Here is a 20,676-nt window from a genome sequence, read left to right as displayed (position 1 = left end):
CGCGGCGAACCGCTTCGGGATTACCATTGCACCGTGCATACCGGCATAGCGCGTCAACCGTAAGCTAACCGAAACATCGCTGCAGGAGGTCACCCCCATGTCCAGCCCATCGCCTGCCCGTATCGCCATTCTCGACGACTATCAGAACGTCGCGCTCGACATGGCGGACTGGTCGCCGTTGAAAGGCCGCGCAGAGATCACCGTTTTCAACGACCATGTCGCGCAAACCGGGCAGGTCATCGAGCGCTTTACACCGTTCGACGTGCTATGCGTGATGCGCGAGCGCACGCCGCTCACGCGCGAGATTATCGAGCGCCTGCCCAATCTCAAGCTGATTGCCTCGACGGGCCCGGCCAACGCCTCGATCGACATGGACGCGGCGGCGGATCACGGCATCCAGGTTGCCGGCACCGGATATTGGTCCACCCACACGATCGAATTCACGTGGGCCTTGATTCTGGCCATGGCCCGCAATCTGACCGTCGAGAACCGGTCCGTGCGCGAGGGCGGCTGGCAGACCATGCTCGGCACGGAACTATCGGGCAAGACCCTTGGCCTGCTCGGGCTGGGCCGCGTAGGTTCAGCGGTCGGGGTGATCGGCCAGGCGTTCAGGATGAACGTGATTGCCTGGAGCCAGAACCTGACGGCCGAGCGTGCGGAGTCCAAAGGCGTCCAGTTGGTCGACAAGGAGACGCTGTTCTCGACCTCCGACTTTCTCTCGATCCACGTTCGCCTGAGCGAGCGCACGCGGGGCCTGGTCGGCGCGGCGGAACTCGCGAAAATGAAGCCCACGAGCCGCATCGTCAATACGTCGCGCGGCCCGATCGTCGATATCGCAGCGCTGCTCGCGGCGGTGAAAAGCGCAAAGATCGCGGGCGCGGCCCTCGATGTGTACGACACCGAACCGCTGGCCCCAGACGACCCGTTGCGCAGAACGGAGAATGTGCTCGTCACGCCGCATATCGGCTACGTGACGCGCGAGATGTACCAGACCTTCTACGGCGATACCGTACGCAACATCGTCGCGTGGCTCGACCAGGCCTGACAGCCCGCCAGGCGGCATTCGCGCCGATTATTGACCGGATTGGAATGCCGCTTTCAGCGCACCCCTCTTTCTGCCTCCCCGGACGTTGCCTACAGTAGCTTCAGGTTCCGCGGGCAAGCAAGCCGGCACGACCGGCCAGCTTGCCGCCCGCTCCCTGAAAAGGACACGTTCATGAATCAGGAAACGCTCTACTTCGACGACCTCAAGGTCGGCGACACCTTCACCACGGGCACGCATGAAGTCGGTTCAGCCGACATCAAACGCTTCGCCGCGGAGTTCGATCCGCAGCCGTTCCATCTCGACGATGAAGCGGCCCGCAACACGATGTTCGGCTCACTCGCCGCGAGCGGCTGGCATACGGCGGCGATGACGATGCGTCTGCTCGTCGACGACGGTCCGAAGCTGGCCAACGGTGTGCTCGGCGCCGGCTGCGAGATCGAGTGGAAGCTGCCGACGCGCGCGGGCGACGTGCTGCATGTCGAAAGCGAAGTGATGGAGCTGATTCCTTCGCGCTCGCGCAGCGAAATCGGCACCCTCGTGCTGCGCTCCAGAACACTCAATCAGCAAGACCAGGTCGTGCAGAACATGACGGCCAAACTGATCGTCGCACGCCGCCCCGCATAACGCTGCGCACCTGACACCGTTTCAAGGACACTCTTCATGATCATCGACCCCACCACTCAGGACGCCGCTGCGAACTACAAGCTGCTGATCGGCTCGATCCTGCCGCGCGCCATCGCCTGGGTCAGCACACTCTCCACGGACGGCGTCGCCAACCTCGCGCCCATTTCGTTCTTCACCGCCGTGGGCCGCAAGCCGCCGATGATTTCCATTTCGATGCAGCCCCGCTCCGACGGCGTGACGTTGAAGGACACCTTCGTCAATATCCGCGACACCGGCGAGTTCGTCGTCAATATCGCCAATCTCGAGCTTGCGGATGCAATGCATCGTAGTGCATACGAATTTCCTTCCGATATCGATGAATTCGACGCACTCGGACTCGAGAAGGCCGATTCGCTGACGGTACGCCCGCCCCGCGTGAAGGCCGCGCCGATCGCGCTCGAATGCAAGCTCGACCGGATCATCCCGATCAGCGATTACGACCACGTGATATTCGGTGAAGTGCTCCGCTTCCAGATCCGCGATGACCTTTACCTCGAACGTGGCCGGATCGACACCGGCGCCCTGCAGGCCGTTGGCCGCCTGGCGGCCGAATATACGGTGGTACAGAGCGCGTTCACGACGCCGCTCGCCCCGGAGGTGCTCGCGCGCCTGCAGAACAAGCGCATTGGCCGGCTCGACGACTTTGACGACAACTACTCGCCTGTCGATGCCGCGAACTGGTCCGCATCCGGCGCGACACGCTGATCTTCGAACCGCCAGCGAGAGAAACGAACATGCATCCGACTCATTCGACCCAGCCCGCGCTCGTATTCATCCACGGGTTCCTCGACGGCGCCCAGATCTGGGAAGACGTCACGCGGCACCTCGGCCAGCGCGCGGCCGGCGCGCTGTGCATCGATCTGCCCGGCATGGGCGCGCGCGCCGACGACCCCGGCCCGTTCAGCCTCGACCGCTTCGCAGCAGACATCACAACGCAGGTTCGCACGCTGTCGCGACCGGTCGTGCTCGTCGGCCATAGCATGGGAGCGCAGATTGCCGAACTCGTCGCACAACGGCTGGATCACCAGGTCCACGGCCTCGTGCTGTTGACGCCGGTGCCGCTGGGCGGCGCGAGACTGCCCAAGGAAGCCATCAGTGCGTTCCATGCAATCGGCGGCAATCCGGCGGCGCAACGCGAGCTACGCCGCAATGTCTCGGTAAGCCTCGATGACGCGCGGCTCGAACGCCTCGGCCAGCTCGGCGACCGCGTGGCCGCCCGGGCGGTCGGCGTCTTTGCCGACCTCTGGAACGCGGGGCATGCATCCGGCGCAGAACCCTCCCGGTATCGCGGCCCGGTCCTCATTATCCGCGGCGACGGCGACAGCTTCGTCGACTTCGCCATGCTTTCCTCGGGCGTGATGCCGCGCTTCAAGGCGCCTTCCATCGCGTCTATCGAGCACGCTGGCCACTGGCCGCACGTCGAGCAACCGGCTGCCGTTGCACATGTCGTCGAGTCGTTTCTCGCCGATATCGAACACGCGCCCAATGCCGCGCACTCGCAGGACACCCCTGTCGCCCCACAAGGATGGACCCGCGCCTTCGAGCAAAAGTCCGCGGATGCCTTTGCGGACGCATTCGCATCGAACGTCGTGCTCGAAGCGAGCGTGCTCGCGAAGCCGGCTGTCGGCATCGAACAGGTCAAGACCGTGATGACCACCGCGAGCAAGATCTACGAGGCGCTCTCGTTCACGCATGAGGCACACAGCGGGCTGCGCGAATACCTCGAGTGGGAGGTCCAGGCGTTCGGCGGCGAGCGCATGCGCAGCGTCACGGTGCTCACGAAGAACGCGGCGGGCAAGATCGTCCACGTGGCGATCCATCATCGGCCGCTCGGCGGCGCGCTGAAATTCTCCGCCGAACTCGGCCGCCGCCTGCAAGGCAAGGTGGACGCGAGCCTCTTTTATCCCGGCGCGTGAGTGGTATCCACGCGCAATCATCCCGATTCCAGGAGTGTGAAATGGTGCAACGTAGCGATGTTGAATTCGAAGTGGACGGCGGCGTCAAGCTGCGCGGCTGGCTCTTCACGCCACCCGGCGAAGGAAGGCGCCCCGCCATCACGATGGCGCACGGCTACGCCGGCGTGAAGCAGCACGGTCTCGAGCCGTTCGCGCGCGCCTTCGCCGAAGCGGGCTTCGTCGTGCTGCTGCACGACCACCGCGGCTTCGGCGCAAGCGAGGGTACGCCGCGCCACGACATCGACCCGTGGCGTCAGATCGCGGACTGGCGGCGCGCAATCAGCTACCTCGAAAGCCTCGACATCGTCGATCCGGCGCGCATCGGCCTCTGGGGGACGAGCTATGCGGGCGGCCACGCCATCGTGCTGGGCGCAACCGAGCGGCGCCTGCGCTGCGTCGTCGCCCAGGTGCCGACGATCAGCGGCTACGAACAGGGGCTGCGCCGCATTGCGCCGGAGAACGTCGCGGCCATCGAAGAAGCCTTCGCCGACGACGACCGCGCGCAACTGCGCGGCGAGGCGCCGCGTCGCCAGGCAATCGTCAGTGCCGATCCCGCGGTCGCCGCGTCGTATCGTGCAAAAGACGCGATCGACTTCTATCTGCAGTCGCTGCCGGAAGGCGTCTGGGAAAACAACGTGACGGTGCGCTCGACGCGCGCGGCGCGCATGTATGAGCCGGGCCAGTGGATTGCGCGTGTATCGCCGACTCCGTTGCTGATGGTGGTCGCCACGCGCGACGCGATCACGTTGACGGACCTCGAATTGACTGCCTACGAACGCGCGCTTCAGCCCAAGCGGCTCGTGACGATCGAAGGCGGGCACTTCGATCCGTATCTGTCGCAGTTTCAGATTTCCAGCAGCGCCGCGCTCGAGTGGTTCAAGCAGCACCTCGGCTAATTTCCGCACTCACGTTTCAAGGATCACCTCATGGCTCACCTGACTGTCAGCTTCGACGGCGCGCTCGCGACGATCGTCATCGACCGCCCTCCGCAAAATCGCATCGACGACCCGATGATCGACGAACTCGATGCGGCCGTCACCGCAATCGAGCGCAGCGAAGCTCGCGCCGTGCTCGTGCGCAGCGTTGGCGAAAACTTCTCGTTCGGCGGCGACATCATGACCTGGCCCGATGCGAGTGTGCGCGAACTGCGCGCGCGTTTCGGGCGTTACCTGTCCGTGTTCAATCGCTTCGAGCACCTGCCGCTGCCGGTGGTCGCCGCGGTGCAGGGTCTGTGCTTCGGCGGCGGCTTCGAACTCGCGCTGCGGGCAGACGTGATCTTCGCCGCCGAATCGGCGACCTTTGGCCATCCCGAGCAAACACTGGGCATCGTCACCGTGCTCGGCGGCATCTACCGCGTCGCGGAACGCGCGGGACGCTCGCGCGCTTCCGAATGGGCGCTCACGTCGGAGAAAGTGCCCGCCGCCACGATGGAGCGATTCGGCATCGTGAATCGCGTGGTGGCCGACGCAGCGCTGCTGGATGAAGCGACCCAGTTCGCGCGCCAGCTCGCGAGCGGCCCCACGCGTGCCTATGCCGCGCACAAGGCGCTGCTGCGCGCATGGGCCGTTGGCGGCGTCGCGGCGGCGGACGAAGCGATGCTCGACATTGCGATGCCGCTGTTCGAAACCGACGACGTGCAACGCGGGCTGCGCTCCGCCGTCGACGCGCTGAAGGCGGGCCGCCCACGCCCGGCGATGGACTTCAAGGGCATCTGAAAGCAGGTGTCGCGATTGTGCGGTCTAATGACGGCGTCCCTTCGAACGGAGACGCCTCATGGACCGCATCGCAGCGATGAACGCGTTCGTGCGCGTGGTCGAGGCCGGTACGTTCACGAAAGCGGCCGAGACGCTCGACATGCCGAACGCGTCGTTGACGCGGCTCATCCAGAAGCTCGAAGAAGACCTGAAGGTGCGTCTGCTGCATCGCACCACGCGCTCGGTGACGGTCACGCCGGAAGGCGCGCTCTACTACGACCGTGTCGTGCGTTTGCTCGCCGACCTCGCGGACATCGAATCGTCGACGACCCATGCGCGGACCAAGCCCTCGGGCAAGATCCGTGTCGACGCGGCGACGGCGATCGGCACACTGGTGCTCGCGCCGGCGCTCGATGACTTCTACCGCACCTATCCGGACGTCCAGATCGAACTGGAGGTGGGCAATGAGCGCGCCGACCTGATTGCCGAGGGCTTCCACTGCGCGATCCGCGCCGGCAAGGTCGACGAACCGTTTCTCGTCGCACGGCAGATCGGTGCGTTCGGCTTCACCACATGCGCGACGCCGGCGCTGCTCGACGCGCACGGCACGCCCACCTCGCCGGATCAGTTGAGCAACTTTCCGACCATCGGCATGATTCCCTCGGGCGCAGGCTACCCCGCGTCATTCCCGTTTTTGTACGACGCTCGAAAAGAGGGGCTGCCGCTCACTCACCGGCTCATCGTCAACGATACGAATACTTATCTGGCAGCCGGCCTCGCGAGCCTCGGCATTATCCAGGCACCCGCCTATTCGGTGCACGACGCCATTGCCGCGGGAAAGCTCGTGCCGCTGCTCGAGGACTGGTCGCAGCCCACCTACCCCGTGCACGTGATCTATCCGCCCAACCGCTATCTGAGCGCGAAAGTCCGTGTATTTATCGACTGGCTCGTCGAGCTGTTCGAACACAATGAGCTTCTGCGACGCCGATGAGATTCAGGCGTCACGCTCGAAAAAAATAAATGCCGTGCGGCGCGATACGCGTGCCGCACGGCGAACGCCAACAACCCTGTAGTTATTGCTGGGTCTTCAAGGGCGGCGGTTGTTCTTGCAATCTCCTTGCCTGAACGACGGACAACGGAACCCCGAGCGTTGCTGTGTCCGATGCCAGCATCGCGTTCCCGCTAGTGCGAATGGATGGTTCTTTTCGCTGATTTTTTTGGTGGTCTCTCACGCTTCCCGTATTGCTTTGCTATGCCCCCGTTTTTCTGCTTCCAACATTATTCAGCCCATTGCCTGCCCCCCGGACATGACCGCGAACCGATCCAGCAAACACTTCAGCCGACGCTCCTGAACGTACAGAATGCCCGGTGTGGACCGGAGTTCGAGCACACGAGCGTGCCAATAGCCCGCACCGAAAATCTCCATCGCTTTATCTGCGCCAATGGCGCTTTCGAGGTGAGCAATCGCGGTGTCGAGAGTGTGGACAGTGTAGGGACTGTGAGGCCGCCGCTCTGTCTCTGTCTCTGTCTTTGTTTCAATCGCTTTGTCGCGCCCTGCCCGCCGGCCTCCCACCTGGCTTTCGCGTTCCTGCGCGAGCAGGGATTGCAGGCGCCTTTCATCAAAGGCGTCGTACTCGATGGAATGGTCTTGCATCGCACGATCTCCTCGTCAGCCAGGCGGTTCAGTCGGCCCATGCGTTGATCGTTCACCAATTACCATCGAGCCCATTGAGCCCGTCGCGCCGCTCGCTGATGATGACGGTCTGGCCACGGTTGTCGTGATTCACCAGGGTCACATCCGTGCACACGGCGCGCTTCGCTGCGGCCCCGCGCCGGTGCCGCGCAATCGACTCCAGCAGACTCAGCGTGATGCAGAAGCTCCGGTCGATCTGCTCCGTCCAGCACTTCTGGTCGTAGGCGCTCAAGGCCTGCACGAATACGTCGTAGATCTGGTCCGGGAATTTCACGCCGCTCGACTCGATGCGCACCATCAGCGCCCTTGCCCGCAGAAGCTCCGCCAGGATCGTGGCGTCAGGCTGCGTTGCCGGTTCCGCCTCCGGCTCCGGCTTGCACTGGCGCGCACGGGTTTCGTCGTCCGACGAGAAGCGGAAAATATTCAGCAGGCTTTTGAAGTCGGCATGCGGCGTATGCATGGTGGTGTCCCTAGTCGTCTGAACTGCACGTCCGAACTGCATTGACGCCATCGTGCTCGTTTCGGGACGCTGGAAAAACCGGCCATAGCGGGGGAAATACGCCTCCAGAAGGTGGCCCCGGATGCGTCCCCCGCTATGGGGGGATCGCAACCAGATGAATTACGGGTACAGTGGTCGCGACTAGAGAGGCGCCCGATGGACAACCTGTATTTCCGCCACGTACTGCTCGTAGAAGACGAAGGCCTGACGCGTATCGCGATGAAGAGCCTGATTCTGACTTCGGAGCCGACGCTCGATATCGACGAGGCGGGCTCGTACGACGCCGCCGTCGAGCGGCTCCAGAACAAGGCTTACGACCTCGTTTTTCTCGACTACCAGATCGGGAACAATCACACCGGGCTCGACCTGCTGCGCTGGCTGCAGGACAACGAGCGGGCTGCCCATGTAGTGATGCTGTCCGCGCAGGACGACCGCGAAACCGTGCTGGACTGCATCAAGAATGGCGCTGGCGGCTTCATTTCGAAGGCCAGCGAGGAAGGCGGCGCAGTGTTCCGGGAGGCCCTGCAGACGATCCTGAACGGACGCGTTTATCTGCCCAACAGCGTGCTCGGCAAAGGCGGGCATACCCCGCAGTCCCCGGGCCCGAGCAAGGGCGTGCCGATCGACTCGCTGAACCTGCCGCCGCGCCTCGCGCAAACCTTGGGCTTTCTATTGCAGGGCATGTCGAACAAGGCCATCGCGCGCAAGATGAATATCTCTGAGAACACCGCAAAGGAATACATCAGCGATCTGCTGAGCCGCTTCAACGTATCGCGGCGTACGTTCCTGATCGTCGAAATGGCGCGCCGGGGCATTGAGATTCCCACCGTGGCGCATGCCCCGGCGGTCTAACTCGCCCGGGCCGACGCCTCCGTCAATTCGAGCATGCGCGCAATCAGCAGGTCGGGAGACAACGGCTTGCTGAGCACGCAGCGCTCCGGCAATACGCCCTGCGTGCTGGCCACGGCTTCGCCCGTCACCACGAGGCACGGCACGGGCCGCGCAACGTGCTCGCCAAGCAGACGAATGACGTCGTGTGCGGTCGACATCTCCGGCAACCGGTAGTCGCTGATCACCAGGTCCGGCACGCGTTCGATCGACTGCAGCAGTTCGCTGAGTTCGGCGGCGGAGCGCACCGAATCGGACAGCACCCCCCACCGCGCAAATAGCGCTTCCATGGACGCGCGCACGAGGCTGTCGTCTTCCACCAGCAACACATAGAGACCGCGCAGCGACGACGGTGACTGCGACGCTGCCGTATCGGCCGGCGGCAGCGTGGCATCCTGGAGCGCAAATTGATCCGCCACCGGCAAGCGCACCGAGAAGCGCGATCCGTGTCCCTCGATCGATTTCAGTTCGAGACGGTGCCCCTCGAGCAGGGACACCACCGCATTCACGATCGACAAGCCGAGTCCAAGTCCTTTCTCGCGGTCCCGCTCCGGATTGCCGAGTTGCACGAACGGCTGGAAGATCGTGTCCCAATGCTCCGGCGCAATGCCAATGCCGTTGTCGAGCACGTCGAGGCGAACATAATTAGGCATACGTACCAATCCCACTAGCACCGTGGAGCGCCCCGCTTTCGATGGATCCGAGTATTTGATGCCGTTCGCAATGAGATTGCTCAACACGCGGGGAATCCAGTCGGGGTCGGTACGCACCCATGCCGGTTTTTGCAGCGCCCTTGCATAGCGCAGCGTCACGCCGCGGCTCGCCGCGAACGACGCGAGTTGCTCAACCGTCTCCGCGATTACGCGGCTTAAGTCGACGCTCGTATAGACCGGGTCGACGTGCCCCGATTCGAGCTTCGACAGGTCGAGCACCGCGTTGAACAGACGTGCCGACAACACGGAAGCCTTGCGCGCCTCGCCGATCAGCTTGCTCGACGCTTCTATGTCGCGCGCATCCAGCGCTTCGTCAGCAGCGGCAAGAAAAAGGTTGAGCGCGTGCATGGGCTGGCGCAGGTCGTGCGCGGCTGCCGCCATGAAGCGCGATTTCGCCCGGCTCGCCTGCTCGGCGGCTTCGCGCTGCTGCTCGCGCAACGCGATCAGGGCTTCCGACTTGGTCTGCTGGTCGCGACGCGCGCGCTCGAGATCCTGGTGCTTTTGCGCGAGTTCGGCATTGGCGCTTTGCAACGCGTCGTTGCTATGGGCAAGCGCCTGGACGGCGACATAGCGGTCGCGCACATGCCGCTCGGCGTTCACGTTGACGCTATGGCCCAAAAGGGCGACGTTCAACAGGTAGAACATGCCCGCCGCGAAGTTATCGGGCTCGACCGCCTGAGTGAGCAATTGCGCCGCCACGATCACGGTTATCACGCACACGGTGAGTATGAAAGTCGCCTTGGCCCGCAAGCGAAGAAAGCCGAACAGATAAAAGAGAATGAGATAAAAGCCGACGAAGAAATGGGTGAAATTGAACGGACGTGGCGCGAGCACCGTTTGCATCAACAGGCAGAAGCACATGAACGCCAGCCCCGAAAGCAGGATCCAGTGTGCAACCTTGTCGCGATGAAATTCGAGTCTGAAGGCGAGCACAATGCCGACGGTCGCGCCCAATGCCCCCGCGCAACGGAACGCGAACACCTCTGGAAAGTACGGCCGGAACACCGCGCTGGTCTGCGCGAGACTGATTTCCCAAAAGCCGAAACACACCCAGATCAGCGTGCCGAGCACTAATGCCGCGCGGCGAAAGTCGGCAAAACGCCGGCCGTAGTCCTCCGTGAATTCCCGCTCGACCTGCGGATCGGCGAATCGGGCTGGCCAGCAAAGCATGTCGACCAGCCATGCACGAATCGCGCTGGGCGCATGCGATCGTTTGAGAAATGCCGAGTCCGTCGCCGATTGAAACCTGAATATGCTCATCGCATCTCGCCGGTATGCTCGCAGGCCTCGCGAAACAGGAAGCACGTCTTGTGCTTAGGCGTGCCAATCCATTTTAGTCCGTCACTATCTTGCTCACTCGTAAAGTGTCACGTTCCAGTCCCGGCCTGCAAACCCGCTTTCATGCGCAATGAATTTAGGCGGCAGGCCGCGCATACCGTTGCTCGTTTGTGATCACCCGACGAGCGCCGGTGCCTCCTCCTCCTGCGCAACAGCGATCTTGCCACGCACGAGCGCCACATAGGCGAGTGCCGCCAGCAGCGACATTCCCGCGCCAATGTAAAGCGCAAGATCGAACGAACCGGTCTTCTGAACGATGAGACCCGTCACGATCGGCGCGCAGGCGCCGCCCAGGTAGCCGCCGAAGTTCTGCAGCGAACCAAGCGAACCCGTATAGGCCGCGGGCGCAAACACGCTGACCATCGCCCATGCGATCGTCGTGGCGGCCGTTCCGCAGAACATGGCCCCCGAAAGGCATGCAATCGCGACCGCGTTGCTCGTGCTCGACACCGCGCAAATGACGAGCAGCGTCTGCACGACGAGGAACACGCACGCGGGCGCCTTGCGGCTCGTGGTCAGGCTCGCGCCGCGCTTCGAAAGCCAGTCGACGAGATAGCCCGCCGTGATCGCGCCCACTACCGCGCACGAATACGGAATGGCCGCCATCCAGCCCACTTGCACGAGGCTCATGTGCCGCTGCATGTGCAGATAGCCGGGCAGCCACGTATTGAAGAGCCAGTTCACGTAGATGATGCCGAAGTAGCCGGCAAGCATGCCCCAGGTGGTGCCGGACCGGAAAAGGCTCGCCCACTGCCGCAGGCTCACCTGCTGAGCGCGCGCGCCGCCATGGGCGGGCGTGCCGAAATAGGCTCGCTCGTCTTCACCGAGCGCGACTTCGTGCGGGCTGCGGTATTTGAGCCCCCAAACGAGCGCGACGATCAGTCCGAGCACGCCCATGATGACGAACATCCAGCGCCAGCCGAACGTCAGCATGAGCCCCGTGATGAGCGGCGCGGCAATGCCGGTGCCGAGATAGCTCGCGCACATGAACCAGCCGGTGGCGCGGCCGCGATCGCGCACGGCGAACCAGTCTCTCGCCGCGCACGCGGCGGTCGGAAACTGCGGTGCCTCCCCCACGCCGAGCAGCGCGCGCGAGCCGGCGAACGCGAGGGTGCCCGTAGCCGCGCCGCACAGCATTTGTGCCGTGGACCAGACGGCAATGCCGGCGGTGAGCACACGGCGCGGACCGAACCGGTCGATCAGCGGCCCGATGGGCAACTGGGCGACGGCGTAGGCCCACAGAAACGCGGACAGCAGCAGCCCCATTTCCGAAACGGAAAGGCCGAGGTCATGCCGGACAAGGGGATTGGCCACCGCAAGCGCGGCCCGGTCGATGGTGCTGATCGATACACAAATGACCAACAGGATGAGGGTTTGACGCTGAATGGTTTTGACTCGCCGTGAAGGCGCCACGTCGGGCTGCATAGTGTCTCCGTAACTATTCTCGCTGCCGGCGGGCCTGCCCCGCCGCCTTCCCCGCAGGAAGCGACGCTATGTTACGCCAGACAACCAAAAAGATGTATTACAACATCGCATGTGTTGCGGGGCGCGGCGCGGCGCGCCGCGGCGTTCGTGCACGATGCAAGGGGGCTGGCCGCCCTTCCCGATCCACGCATTAATCTATTTCGTGTTTTGAGCGCGGCATTCCTCATACGTTTTCACGCAGATAAACGTAATGCGCTGATTAAGCGCCGGAAATTGTTCAATACGAGGCCGAAACCATTACCCGAAAATAACCGCGTTATGGCCGATAAACTTTCAATTTCCTTTTTATTTAACGAAATCGAAACGGTGTTTTATCGCCATAAATGCGATTGTGTCATGGTTTCCCCTTACCATCTGTTGCGACGTTTTCACGCAACCTGGCCTGGAGAACAGTATGGATCTGGCAAGAATCCGCCGTGATGCTTTCGCAATGCCGATGCACAACCCCGCGTATCCGCGGCCGCCGTTTCGCTTCGTCAATCGCGAATATTTCATCATTACCTACGAAACCGATCCCGATGCGCTGCGCGCCATCGTGCCGGAGCCGTTGAAGCCCGAAAACAATCTCGTCCACTACGAATTCATCCGCATGCCCGACTCGTCGGGTTTCGGCGACTACACCGAAAGCGGCCAGGTGATCTCCGTGCGCGATCCGCAAGGCCGTCTCGCGAATTACACGCATTCGATGTATCTCGACGACGAAGGCCCGATTGCCGGCGGACGTGAAATCTGGGGCTTCCCGAAGAAGCTCGCACGCCCCGTGCTCGCGGTCGACGGCAACGACACGCTGCTCGGCACGCTCGATTACGGCACGCAGCGCATCGCGACCGGCACGATGGGCTACAAGCATCATGTGCTCAATAGCGAAGACGAGCGCCGCAAGCTCGCCGACACCCCCAACTATCTGCTCAAGATCATTCCGCACGTGGACGGCACAGCACGCATTTGCGAACTCGTGCGCTTCTATCTGCGCGACGTGACTGTGCGCGGCGCATGGAGCGGCCCGGCCGCCATCGAACTGCATCCGCACGCGCTTGCGCCCGTCGCCGATCTGCCCGTGCGCCGCGTGGTGGGCGCCCGCCACGTCATTGTGGACCTCACGCTCGACATCGGCGAAGTCGCCTTCGACTATCTCGCCGACGCATCCAACCACGGCGCGAGCCGCGGCGCCGCCTTGGACGAAGCCGAAACCGAGATCGCCTGATCTTTTTATCTATTTCACTTAGTAAGGAATACGTATGTCTTTGAAAGATAAGGTGGCAGTCATCACGGGCGCCGCGAGCGGCATTGGCGAACATTGCGCACGCACGTTTGCGAGCCAGGGCGCGGCAGTCGTGATTGCCGACCTCAATCTCGCCAACGCCGGCAAGGTGGCGGACAGCATCGTGGCCGCAGGCGGCAAGGCGCTTGCCGTGGCGATGGATGTGACCAACGAGGAAGCCGTGAACGCCGGCATCGAAGAAGCGGCGAAAGTCTTCGGTGGGATCGACGTGCTCGTGTCGAACGCGGGCATCCAGATTATCAGCCCCGTCGACGAGTTTGCGTTTGCCGACTGGAAGAAGATGCTCGCGATCCATCTCGACGGCGCGTTTCTCACGACCAAGGCCGCGCTCAAGCATATGTACGCGAGCGGCAAGGGCGGCTCGATCGTCTACATGGGCTCGGTGCATTCGCACGAGGCTTCGAAGCTCAAGGCGGCGTATGTGACCGCGAAACACGGTCTGCTCGGCCTGGCGCGCGTAGTGGCGAAGGAAGGCGGCCCGCGCGGCGTGCGCGCCAACGTCGTGTGCCCGGGCTTCGTGCGCACGCCGCTCGTCGACAAGCAGATTCCCGAGCAGGCCAGGGCGCTCGGTATTTCGGAAGCCGACGTCGTGAAGAACGTCATGCTCAAGGACACCGTGGACGGCGAGTTCACCTCGCTCGACGACGTGGCCAACACGGTCGCGTTCCTCGCGGGCTTTGGGTCGGCGGCGTTGACGGGCCAGTCGGTCCTCGTCACGCACGGCTGGTCGATGCACTAAGCGACAAACGAACGAAGGGAGAACGTATGCGCAGCAGCACACTAACCGCACGCACGGAGCGCAAGCCGTTTGAGCTGCCGCGCTACGACGAAATCGCCCTTGTTTTGCAGGGCGGCGGCGCGCTCGGGTCGTATCAGGCCGGCGTGTTCGAAGGGCTCGCGCAGGCTGGCGTCGAGCCGCATCGCATCGCGGGCGTGTCGATCGGCGCGCTCAATACGGCGATCATCGCGGGCAATGAGCCTGCGCAGCGCGTAGAAGCGTTGCGTGGCTTCTGGGAGTCGATCTGCCATCCGATCGACTGGCTCGGCAACCTCAGCGCCCTCGCCATGCCGATGTTCAGCCATCAGGAACTGGCGCGCCGCTGGGCTAGCATGTGGGCCGCAGGCCGCGCGATCACGGAGGGCCAGCCTGGCTTTTTCGCACCGCGCCGCCCGCTGCCCATCGCGGGCTGGCACAAGGCAACGCCGAGTGCCGTGAGCTACTACGACACCGCCGCATTGAAGTCGACGCTGCAACGTTTCGCCGATTTCGACCGTATCAACGATGGCCCAATCCGGGTGTCGGTGGGTGCTGTCAATGTTCGCAGCGGCAATCTCGTGTATTTCGATAACGCGAAAATGCGCCTCGAGCCCGAGCACTTCATGGCATCCGGCGCGCTGCCGCCGGGCTTTCCAGCTGTGGAAATCGACGGCGAATATTACTGGGACGGCGGCCTTGTGTCGAACACACCGCTCACGGAAGTGCTGCGTGACGCGGACCATAAGGACACGCTCGTCTTCCAGGTCGATCTCTGGAGCGCGAGCGGCACTGTGCCCGCCGATTTCATGGACGTGGCCGAGCGAGCCAAGGACATTCAATACTCGAGCCGCACGCGCGCCATCACCAACATGCTTGCCGATCGGCAAAAGCACGCGCGTTTTATCAAGGAACTGCTCGAGCACGTGCCCGCCGAGGCGCGCAGCAGCGATCCCCTCTTCCGGCTCGCCGAAAAGGTAGCCGACGGTTCGTCGATCAACGTGGTCCACCTGATCTACAAGAACAAGCCTTACGAAGGGCATTACAAGGACTACGAATTCAGTGCCAACACGATGAAAGAGCACTGGTCGAGCGGCGTAGAAGACATTCGCGCCTCGTTCGCGCATCCGGACTGGTTCGCGATACCGAGCCGCGAACAGGGCTTCGTCACGCATGACATCCATCGGCGCGCGGGCGAGGTGCCTGAGTCGGACCGCGCCGAGCTGAGCGCCGGCGCTTCGGGGCAAGTGGATTTGACTCGCAAGGTCGCGTAGGCAGCAGAAGGCAGGGAAGCCACAGAGGAAGATGCCGACTATCGCGCGTGATATCATTCGCGCGCGAACTAAATCGCTCAACCTTCTCTGCCGCGAAATGAAGCACCGCCTCGTCTATCTATTGAATGTCGGACAGCGTCGACTGCAACGGTGGTCGCAAGCACGCGCCGCCGGTGGCGGCGTGACAGCCGCGCAAGCGGGGCTGCTGTTCTTTCTGGGTGAGCGCAACGGCGCGCTGATGAGCGAGGCCGCTGCCGCGCTGGATCTGGGCGCACCGGGAATGAGCGGTCTCGCTGACCGCACAGAAAAAGCCGGCTTGATCGAACGCTGTGCCGACGAGAACGATGGCCGGGTGTCGCGCCTGTGGCTCACTGAGGCCGGACGCACCGCACGCCAGCGCTCAAAGCTTCGCATGAAAGACTTGAACGCGAAATTGACCGAAGGCTTTACGGAAGCGGAAATTGACGTCGTGGCGCGATGGCTGACCAGCCTGCAGACCAGGTTTCCGCTCGCCGAAGACGGCGACGCGTAACCCGATCCGCAGCCGCCAGCCAGGCATTGACTAGTGCTGCGCAACCTTGGAGAAGTCCGGCTTGCGTTTTTCGGCAAAGGCCGCGAATGCCTCCCTTGCCTCGGCACTAGCCAGCCGTTCCTGGAACTTTGCACTCTCACTGTCCATCTGCACAACCAGCGCCTCGGCGTCGCGCATGAGCTTTTTCATGGCGCTCAGCGAGCCGGCCGGCTTTGCGGCGATTCTTTCTGCCATCCTGCGCGCGTCATCCCGTAGCTGCCCCTGCGCACAGACCTTGTTCGCGATGCCCAACGCGACAGCAGATGGCGCGTCGAGCGGTTCGCCCAGCGCAAACATCTCGAAGGCCCTGACGTGGCCAATGCGCAGCGGCAGCAGCCAGCTGGACGCCGCCTCGGGAACGAGGGCGAGATTGACGAATGGGGTGATCAGCTCCGCGTCGGGTGCGAGCAGCACGTAGTCGCAGTGCAGCAGCATGGTAGTGCCAATGCCGACTGCCTTGCCCTGGACTGCCGCGATGACGGGCACGCTCGACTTCGCCAATGCATGCAAAAAGCGATGCACGTGTCGTTCAGCCGGCCCCTTTCCCGCTGCGATTGCGGCGAACTCGCCCACATCGTTGCCCGCGGTAAACATGTCTCCGTCCCCTTGCAGCAGCAATACACGGATCGTGCTGTCGTGCTCGGCGTTCTCGATGATGTCCGCCAACGTGCCGTACATCACATTCGTCAGCGCATTCTTCTTATCCGGCCGGGCAAGCGTAATCGTCAGAATACCGTCGGCTTGATCGACATGAATTTCCGCAGTCATCGTGCTCTCCATGAATTTACTTTGCATGCGAATTATATAGATAGTTCGCATGCAAAGTAAACCTGTGAGTCTTTAGCCGCGCGCGAAACGTTAGTAGACATATCAATCTCATGTCATTGACGGGCGGCCACCCTGCCAATAGTTAGAGTGGAGCCTCAATGCGCGCCGCCTGGTCGCAGGCCTCCAGCCGGTGAAATCCTATGCTCCAGTTGCCCCCGAGAAACCCATTGCACAGGAGCCGCAACGTGGACAACATCAAGCCCTTTCGCCCAGGATCGAAAGCTTCGCCGTCTTTCCACCTCGCGCACGTTCGCTCCCTGATTCAGTGTCCTGGCACGGGTGGCGACGCCATCGATCCGGCTCCGAATAGCACGGCCCCCACCTTCGAGGATCGCGTGGCCGGCGAAGTGACCGTACTCCTGCCTGGTGGAAGAGTGAGCCGCGCCCTTGCCTTCGAATCTCCGGCCTGCGATGAAGTCCCTTCACACCGCTTTTCCCACGGTGTCCTGAATGGAATCACCTACTGGTTTCGCTGTTCAGACGCGCCGGGAGTGCGTGACGATTCGCCCTGTTTCCGGGCGTATTTTGACCGCGAGGGAACGTGGTTCTTCTTCTACACCCAGGACTGCGCGCTGCCGTTCGGCGCAGAGGTCAGTTTCTCCGGGAACACCCATCGGGCGACGTGGAGCGTCGCGAGCGCAGCCTGACGGACCGTACCTGAGCTGTTTCGCCCGCGTGCGGCCGAGGGTTTTCCCGAGCGTCGGGCACGGCAACATTGCCAATGGTTGGTCAACGAAGGACGTGCTAGGCTTTTCTCCAAACAACTCCGGAGACTGCGATGCCGTTCATCTGCGAAAACGTTGAATGCCGTGCCGTGCTGGCTCGCGGGCAAGTCAGAGCCAGTCACGAGGACGCGGGTTGGTGCTTCTACTGCCCGGACTGCCACGCCAGGAACGAGTTGAAGGATATCGGCGCGCCCGAGGGGCCGGTCGAGTTGGTTCAGCCAGAACGATCCAGCCCTCCGCACAAGATCATTGCGAGGGCTCAGCCATTGGAGGATGGCCGCTATGCGGCGCAATTGTGCGTGCAGCGTGCGCTCGCGAAAAAAGGGACCTACGCGGTCGAAGAACGCTGGGAACAGCTCGGCGTATTTCCCGACGCGCAAAAGGCCGTAGCGCATGCCAATTCTTTTGCAGCGGAGCTGCTGAAAGCTTAGAAGCGCGCCGCCCGACGCCTCCAGGCACACTGCCACCCCAACGGCATGTGATTGTTGGCGCAGTGCATCGACAGGCGTCGGACCGTGTGCTGTCAGCGGACCATTCGACGGCCCATGGGTTGGCGCTGAAACGGCTGCCGGTGTTGGAAGCGTTCACTCGGCAGCGCAAGCGCCCGGTCGGCAAAAGCTGAAGGACGAAACCTACGTCAAGCTCAACGGCCACTGGCGCCAACTGTACCTGGCCGTGAACGCTTCAACGCGAAGCCACCGTGCCGACCGCACCGGATTTCGGCACGACAACATCATCTTCCGCTTCGAGCGGCGCCTGCAAATCCCGTTCGTCCAGTTCCCAAACGATCAGTTTGGGCGGCGTCTGCGCATACGCGGCGCTAGTGAAATAAGCGCGTGCCGAGCCGCCGAACTTGCCACCCTCGCGCGCGAAATTACCCACGCCCTTGCCTAACGCCAACGCCAGTTGGGGCACGAAATCGGACGTCGTCGAATACGACGTGCCGATCACCGCGATGGCCGGCAGGTCGGCATCGCCGAACAGATCGTCTGCCGACGCAGCCGCCTGGGCTACGTGAAGGTAATCGCGGCCGGCCACGATCTCCGCTCTCGGTTGCCACGACACCGGCAACGCATCGAGCCCGGCCAGTCGTACGAGATCGCCGGGCCGACGGGCGGCCGGCTTGCCGGCGACACGGTAGCCGGGCTGGCTCGAAACGCCTGAACCCAGCGGCTCGCGCATCGCCCGAATATGCTGCGCGAGCGCCTGCGCCGCAGCGCCCGCGCCGTCCTGGGTCCAGTGTGTGTCGGTCCGGAAGAACGCGTCGCCCGGCACGCTGCGCAGCGCTGAAGCGAGGTCGACTACCGGCACGCCCTCGGCAGCCAGACGCGTTGTCCAGTCAGAAAGCCGCGCACCCAGCGATGCAGGCCGATACAGCCCGCACAGATGTTGGGCTTCGATGCGCGACTTGTCGGGCACCACGGCGACGACCAGCGCAATACCGTGGCGCGCCAGTTCGCGCTGTACGGCGGCGACCGTAGCGGCGCGCTCCGCGAGATGGCGCTCGCCGTCGGCGTATACGTTCAGTTCGTCGCGCAGGAACAGCCAGCCGGGACAGCCCTGCCGCACGCGCGGGCCCAGATCGCCCACCGTGAGCCAGCCCAGCGCGCGCTGCATGCGTGCGGCGTCGGCTGCGACTGGCGTATCGGCCATGCGGCCGGCGAGCTCTTTCGATACGGCGCCGTCCAGCAGGCCTGCACGCGTGAGCGCGTGAGGCAACAGCGACGCCGTCGTCGCGGCGAAGCGGATATTGAAGCACAGGCCCGCGAACAGAAACACCATCAGAATGACGGCAACGACCTTGGCGGCGCGCGTAGCAGGCAATTGCGGTAGCGGCTTGGGATCGTCCATGGCGTCAGAACTGGAAGTAAAGGAAAGGCACCGCGCCGCGCGCGACAATCAACCCGAACGACAGCAGAAAGCCCGCGAGCGGCCACCCGGCTTGCCACAGCCTTCCCAGCGACGTATCGGCCAGGCGGTTCCAGCGCGATTGCCAGATCGGCAGCAGCACGCAGACGATGCCGAGCGCGGCGGCCAGCCCATGCACAGGCCGCAGCAGCACTAGCGTCGCGTCGCTCAGGCCAATGCCGTTCAGGCCGAATTGACCTCGGTACACGGCGAGCGCCGCATGAAACCCCACTGCGCGAAACAGCGTCCAGGCAAGCATGACGAACAGGATCGTCAGCACATGCGACAGCCAGAGCGGCACGGCGGCCATGCCGGCGCGGCGCCACAGGCGCGCCACGGTCAGCGCCACACCATGCGCGACGCCCCACAGCAGAAAGTTCCAGCTATCGCCGCCGTGCCATAGGCCCGCGATGGCCATGGTCAGCAACAGGTTGCGGCAGGTTTGCCATTCGCCGTCGCGGTTGCCGCCTAGCGGGATGTACAGGTAGTCGCGAATCCAGCTCGACAGCGAGAGGTGCCAGCGGCGCCAGAAGTCCTGAATGCTGCTCGCGAGGTACGGATGATTGAAGTTCTCGGGAAAGCGAAAGCCCAGCATTTGCCCCAACCCGATGGCCATCGCGCTATAGCCCGCGAAATCGAAGAACAGTTGCAGCGTGTAGAAGCCGCAGCCAAGCCACGCGTCCGCAAGCGTAGGCGCGTGCATGGCGAAGACCGCGTCGACGATGGGCGAAAGCGTGTCGGCCACCAGCACCTTCATGCTCATCCCCACCATGAGCCGCCGCGCGCCAGCCGCGAAAGCGTCCCAGTCGACCGTGCGCGACACCAGCTCGCGCTTGACCCAGGCGTAGCGAATGATCGGCCCGGCGATCAGGTGTACGAACATTCCCTGATAGGCGCCGTAGCGGATCACGCTGCGGTCCGCCGGCACCGTGCCGCGCTGCACGTCGATCAGGTACGAAACGGACTGCAGCACGATGAAGGACAGCCCGATGGGCAACACGACGTGCTGCCAGGGAATGGGTCCCGCATGGCCCGCCGCCAGCACGCTGTCGAGGCTATCGACCACGATGTTGGCGTACTTGTACCAGCACAGGATCGCGACATTCACGGCGATGAAGACCGCGAGCCAGCCACCGCGCGCACGCGGGCTCGGCGCGCTGTCGATCACCACGCCGCCGAGCCAGCCGCAGAAGGTCAGCGCGATGAACAGCAGCAGAAAGACCGGGCTCCACCAGGCGTAGAAGAACCAGCTGCAAAAGAGCAGCACCGCGTTGCGCCAGCGCGCGGGCGATACGACGTAAATCGCGAGAAAGGCCGGCAGAAACAGTGTCAGGAATTCGAGGGACGCGAAGACCATGCGC

Annotated in this window: 21 protein-coding genes; 14 read left to right on the top strand and 7 right to left on the bottom strand. The window is 63.4% G+C overall.

From position 1 onward, the window contains the following. Nucleotides 1-97: 97 nt before the first annotated feature. From U5A65_RS06010 to U5A65_RS05980, 7 genes are all read left to right on the top strand, one after another. A complete protein-coding gene (locus tag U5A65_RS06010; RefSeq protein ID WP_321945756.1) occupies nt 98-1,045 on the top strand; it encodes a D-2-hydroxyacid dehydrogenase family protein in 948 nt (315 codons plus the stop codon). Nucleotides 1,046-1,216: 171 nt separating this feature from the next. Further along, nucleotides 1,217-1,669, top strand: a complete 453-nt coding sequence (locus U5A65_RS06005) for a MaoC family dehydratase (RefSeq protein ID WP_321945755.1) — start codon at nt 1,217-1,219, stop codon at nt 1,667-1,669. A 36-nt stretch (nt 1,670-1,705) separates the two neighbouring features. Further along, nucleotides 1,706-2,413: a flavin reductase family protein gene (locus tag U5A65_RS06000; protein WP_321935898.1), complete on the top strand. Its 708-nt coding sequence runs from the start codon at nt 1,706-1,708 to the stop codon at nt 2,411-2,413. A 29-nt stretch (nt 2,414-2,442) separates the two neighbouring features. Then, complete coding sequence (locus tag U5A65_RS05995; protein ID WP_321945754.1) at nt 2,443-3,624, top strand: alpha/beta fold hydrolase; 1,182 nt, start codon at nt 2,443-2,445, stop codon at nt 3,622-3,624. A 41-nt stretch (nt 3,625-3,665) separates the two neighbouring features. Beyond that, nucleotides 3,666-4,559, top strand: coding sequence for an alpha/beta hydrolase (locus U5A65_RS05990; protein WP_321945753.1), 894 nt, complete (start codon nt 3,666-3,668; stop codon nt 4,557-4,559). Between the two features lie 30 nt (nt 4,560-4,589). Beyond that, nucleotides 4,590-5,378 carry an enoyl-CoA hydratase/isomerase family protein gene (locus U5A65_RS05985; RefSeq protein ID WP_321945752.1) on the top strand — a complete coding sequence of 263 codons (789 nt, stop codon included), beginning with the start codon at nt 4,590-4,592 and terminating at the stop codon, nt 5,376-5,378. 58 nt (nt 5,379-5,436) lie between these two features. After that, entirely contained in the window at nt 5,437-6,348 is a 912-nt protein-coding gene (locus U5A65_RS05980) for a LysR family transcriptional regulator (RefSeq protein WP_321945751.1), read from the top strand. A 291-nt stretch (nt 6,349-6,639) separates the two neighbouring features. Here the strand turns inward: U5A65_RS05980 and U5A65_RS05975 are convergent, their stop codons facing one another. Both U5A65_RS05975 and U5A65_RS05970 read right to left on the bottom strand, forming a co-directional pair. Next, nucleotides 6,640-7,011, bottom strand: a complete 372-nt coding sequence (locus U5A65_RS05975) for a hypothetical protein (RefSeq protein WP_321945750.1) — start codon at nt 7,009-7,011, stop codon at nt 6,640-6,642. Between the two features lie 52 nt (nt 7,012-7,063). Further along, nucleotides 7,064-7,552, bottom strand: coding sequence for a hypothetical protein (locus U5A65_RS05970; RefSeq protein WP_321945749.1), 489 nt, complete (start codon nt 7,550-7,552; stop codon nt 7,064-7,066). 153 nt (nt 7,553-7,705) lie between these two features. Between U5A65_RS05970 and U5A65_RS05965 the strand changes: the two genes are divergently transcribed. Next, nucleotides 7,706-8,401, top strand: a complete 696-nt coding sequence (locus tag U5A65_RS05965; protein ID WP_321911062.1) for a response regulator transcription factor — start codon at nt 7,706-7,708, stop codon at nt 8,399-8,401. Here U5A65_RS05965 and U5A65_RS05960 read toward each other — a convergent pair. Both U5A65_RS05960 and U5A65_RS05955 read right to left on the bottom strand, forming a co-directional pair. Next, nucleotides 8,398-10,320, bottom strand: coding sequence for a hybrid sensor histidine kinase/response regulator (locus tag U5A65_RS05960; protein WP_321945748.1), 1,923 nt, complete (start codon nt 10,318-10,320; stop codon nt 8,398-8,400). The two genes, U5A65_RS05965 and U5A65_RS05960, sit on opposite strands and share 4 nt — an antisense overlap. 282 nt (nt 10,321-10,602) lie before the next feature. Further along, a complete protein-coding gene (locus U5A65_RS05955) occupies nt 10,603-11,913 on the bottom strand; it encodes an MFS transporter (protein ID WP_321935908.1) in 1,311 nt (436 codons plus the stop codon). A gap of 454 nt (nt 11,914-12,367) precedes the next feature. Between U5A65_RS05955 and U5A65_RS05950 the strand changes: the two genes are divergently transcribed. The 4 genes from U5A65_RS05950 (at nt 12,368) to U5A65_RS05935 (ending at nt 15,815) form a co-directional block, all read left to right on the top strand. Further along, entirely contained in the window at nt 12,368-13,177 is an 810-nt protein-coding gene (locus U5A65_RS05950) for an acetoacetate decarboxylase (protein WP_321945747.1), read from the top strand. Nucleotides 13,178-13,211: 34 nt separating this feature from the next. Next, nucleotides 13,212-13,994, top strand: coding sequence for a 3-hydroxybutyrate dehydrogenase (locus U5A65_RS05945; protein ID WP_321945746.1), 783 nt, complete (start codon nt 13,212-13,214; stop codon nt 13,992-13,994). A 26-nt stretch (nt 13,995-14,020) separates the two neighbouring features. Further along, a complete protein-coding gene (locus U5A65_RS05940) occupies nt 14,021-15,283 on the top strand; it encodes a patatin-like phospholipase family protein (RefSeq protein ID WP_321945745.1) in 1,263 nt (420 codons plus the stop codon). A gap of 97 nt (nt 15,284-15,380) precedes the next feature. After that, nucleotides 15,381-15,815 carry a MarR family winged helix-turn-helix transcriptional regulator gene (locus U5A65_RS05935; RefSeq protein WP_321911326.1) on the top strand — a complete coding sequence of 145 codons (435 nt, stop codon included), beginning with the start codon at nt 15,381-15,383 and terminating at the stop codon, nt 15,813-15,815. A 30-nt stretch (nt 15,816-15,845) separates the two neighbouring features. Here the strand turns inward: U5A65_RS05935 and U5A65_RS05930 are convergent, their stop codons facing one another. After that, nucleotides 15,846-16,622, bottom strand: coding sequence for an enoyl-CoA hydratase-related protein (locus tag U5A65_RS05930; protein ID WP_321911075.1), 777 nt, complete (start codon nt 16,620-16,622; stop codon nt 15,846-15,848). Between the two features lie 245 nt (nt 16,623-16,867). On the opposite strand from U5A65_RS05930, the gene U5A65_RS05925 reads away from it, so the two are divergent. Continuing rightward, entirely contained in the window at nt 16,868-17,329 is a 462-nt protein-coding gene (locus U5A65_RS05925) for a hypothetical protein (RefSeq protein ID WP_321945744.1), read from the top strand. Between the two features lie 131 nt (nt 17,330-17,460). Continuing rightward, a complete protein-coding gene (locus U5A65_RS05920) occupies nt 17,461-17,838 on the top strand; it encodes a hypothetical protein (protein ID WP_321911079.1) in 378 nt (125 codons plus the stop codon). A 253-nt stretch (nt 17,839-18,091) separates the two neighbouring features. Here the strand turns inward: U5A65_RS05920 and U5A65_RS05915 are convergent, their stop codons facing one another. Together U5A65_RS05915 and U5A65_RS05910 are read right to left on the bottom strand one after the other, a co-directional pair. After that, nucleotides 18,092-19,258 carry an alginate O-acetyltransferase AlgX-related protein gene (locus U5A65_RS05915; RefSeq protein WP_321945743.1) on the bottom strand — a complete coding sequence of 389 codons (1,167 nt, stop codon included), beginning with the start codon at nt 19,256-19,258 and terminating at the stop codon, nt 18,092-18,094. A 4-nt stretch (nt 19,259-19,262) separates the two neighbouring features. Beyond that, a complete protein-coding gene (locus U5A65_RS05910; protein ID WP_321945742.1) occupies nt 19,263-20,672 on the bottom strand; it encodes an MBOAT family protein in 1,410 nt (469 codons plus the stop codon). Between the last annotated feature and the right edge of the window lie 4 nt (nt 20,673-20,676).

This window comes from Paraburkholderia sp. J10-1, from assembly GCF_905220165.1.
GTDB lineage: Bacteria > Pseudomonadota > Gammaproteobacteria > Burkholderiales > Burkholderiaceae > Paraburkholderia.
The sequence above is the reverse complement of the archived record's forward strand: the minus strand, read 5'-3'. Positions and strand labels throughout refer to the sequence as shown.

Bases quoted from the DNA above. Each gene is read 5' to 3' on its own strand.
- U5A65_RS05995 (WP_321945754.1), top strand. From the start codon at position 2,443: ATGCATCCGACTCATTCGACCCAGCCCGCGCTCGTATTCATCCACGGG.
- U5A65_RS05950 (WP_321945747.1), top strand. From the start codon at position 12,368: ATGGATCTGGCAAGAATCCGCCGTGATGCTTTCGCAATGCCGATGCAC.
- U5A65_RS05960 (WP_321945748.1), bottom strand. From the start codon at position 10,320: ATGCTTTGCTGGCCAGCCCGATTCGCCGATCCGCAGGTCGAGCGGGAA.
- U5A65_RS05965 (WP_321911062.1), top strand. From the start codon at position 7,706: ATGGACAACCTGTATTTCCGCCACGTACTGCTCGTAGAAGACGAAGGC.
- U5A65_RS05920 (WP_321911079.1), top strand. From the start codon at position 17,461: ATGCCGTTCATCTGCGAAAACGTTGAATGCCGTGCCGTGCTGGCTCGC.
- U5A65_RS06010 (WP_321945756.1), top strand. From the start codon at position 98: ATGTCCAGCCCATCGCCTGCCCGTATCGCCATTCTCGACGACTATCAG.
- U5A65_RS05910 (WP_321945742.1), bottom strand. From the start codon at position 20,672: ATGGTCTTCGCGTCCCTCGAATTCCTGACACTGTTTCTGCCGGCCTTT.
- U5A65_RS05935 (WP_321911326.1), top strand. From the start codon at position 15,381: ATGAAGCACCGCCTCGTCTATCTATTGAATGTCGGACAGCGTCGACTG.
- U5A65_RS05980 (WP_321945751.1), top strand. From the start codon at position 5,437: ATGGACCGCATCGCAGCGATGAACGCGTTCGTGCGCGTGGTCGAGGCC.
- U5A65_RS05985 (WP_321945752.1), top strand. From the start codon at position 4,590: ATGGCTCACCTGACTGTCAGCTTCGACGGCGCGCTCGCGACGATCGTC.
- U5A65_RS05940 (WP_321945745.1), top strand. From the start codon at position 14,021: ATGCGCAGCAGCACACTAACCGCACGCACGGAGCGCAAGCCGTTTGAG.
- U5A65_RS06000 (WP_321935898.1), top strand. From the start codon at position 1,706: ATGATCATCGACCCCACCACTCAGGACGCCGCTGCGAACTACAAGCTG.
- U5A65_RS05970 (WP_321945749.1), bottom strand. From the start codon at position 7,552: ATGCAGTTCGGACGTGCAGTTCAGACGACTAGGGACACCACCATGCAT.
- U5A65_RS05990 (WP_321945753.1), top strand. From the start codon at position 3,666: ATGGTGCAACGTAGCGATGTTGAATTCGAAGTGGACGGCGGCGTCAAG.
- U5A65_RS05975 (WP_321945750.1), bottom strand. From the start codon at position 7,011: ATGCAAGACCATTCCATCGAGTACGACGCCTTTGATGAAAGGCGCCTG.
- U5A65_RS05915 (WP_321945743.1), bottom strand. From the start codon at position 19,258: ATGGACGATCCCAAGCCGCTACCGCAATTGCCTGCTACGCGCGCCGCC.
- U5A65_RS05930 (WP_321911075.1), bottom strand. From the start codon at position 16,622: ATGACTGCGGAAATTCATGTCGATCAAGCCGACGGTATTCTGACGATT.
- U5A65_RS05945 (WP_321945746.1), top strand. From the start codon at position 13,212: ATGTCTTTGAAAGATAAGGTGGCAGTCATCACGGGCGCCGCGAGCGGC.
- U5A65_RS05955 (WP_321935908.1), bottom strand. From the start codon at position 11,913: ATGCAGCCCGACGTGGCGCCTTCACGGCGAGTCAAAACCATTCAGCGT.
- U5A65_RS06005 (WP_321945755.1), top strand. From the start codon at position 1,217: ATGAATCAGGAAACGCTCTACTTCGACGACCTCAAGGTCGGCGACACC.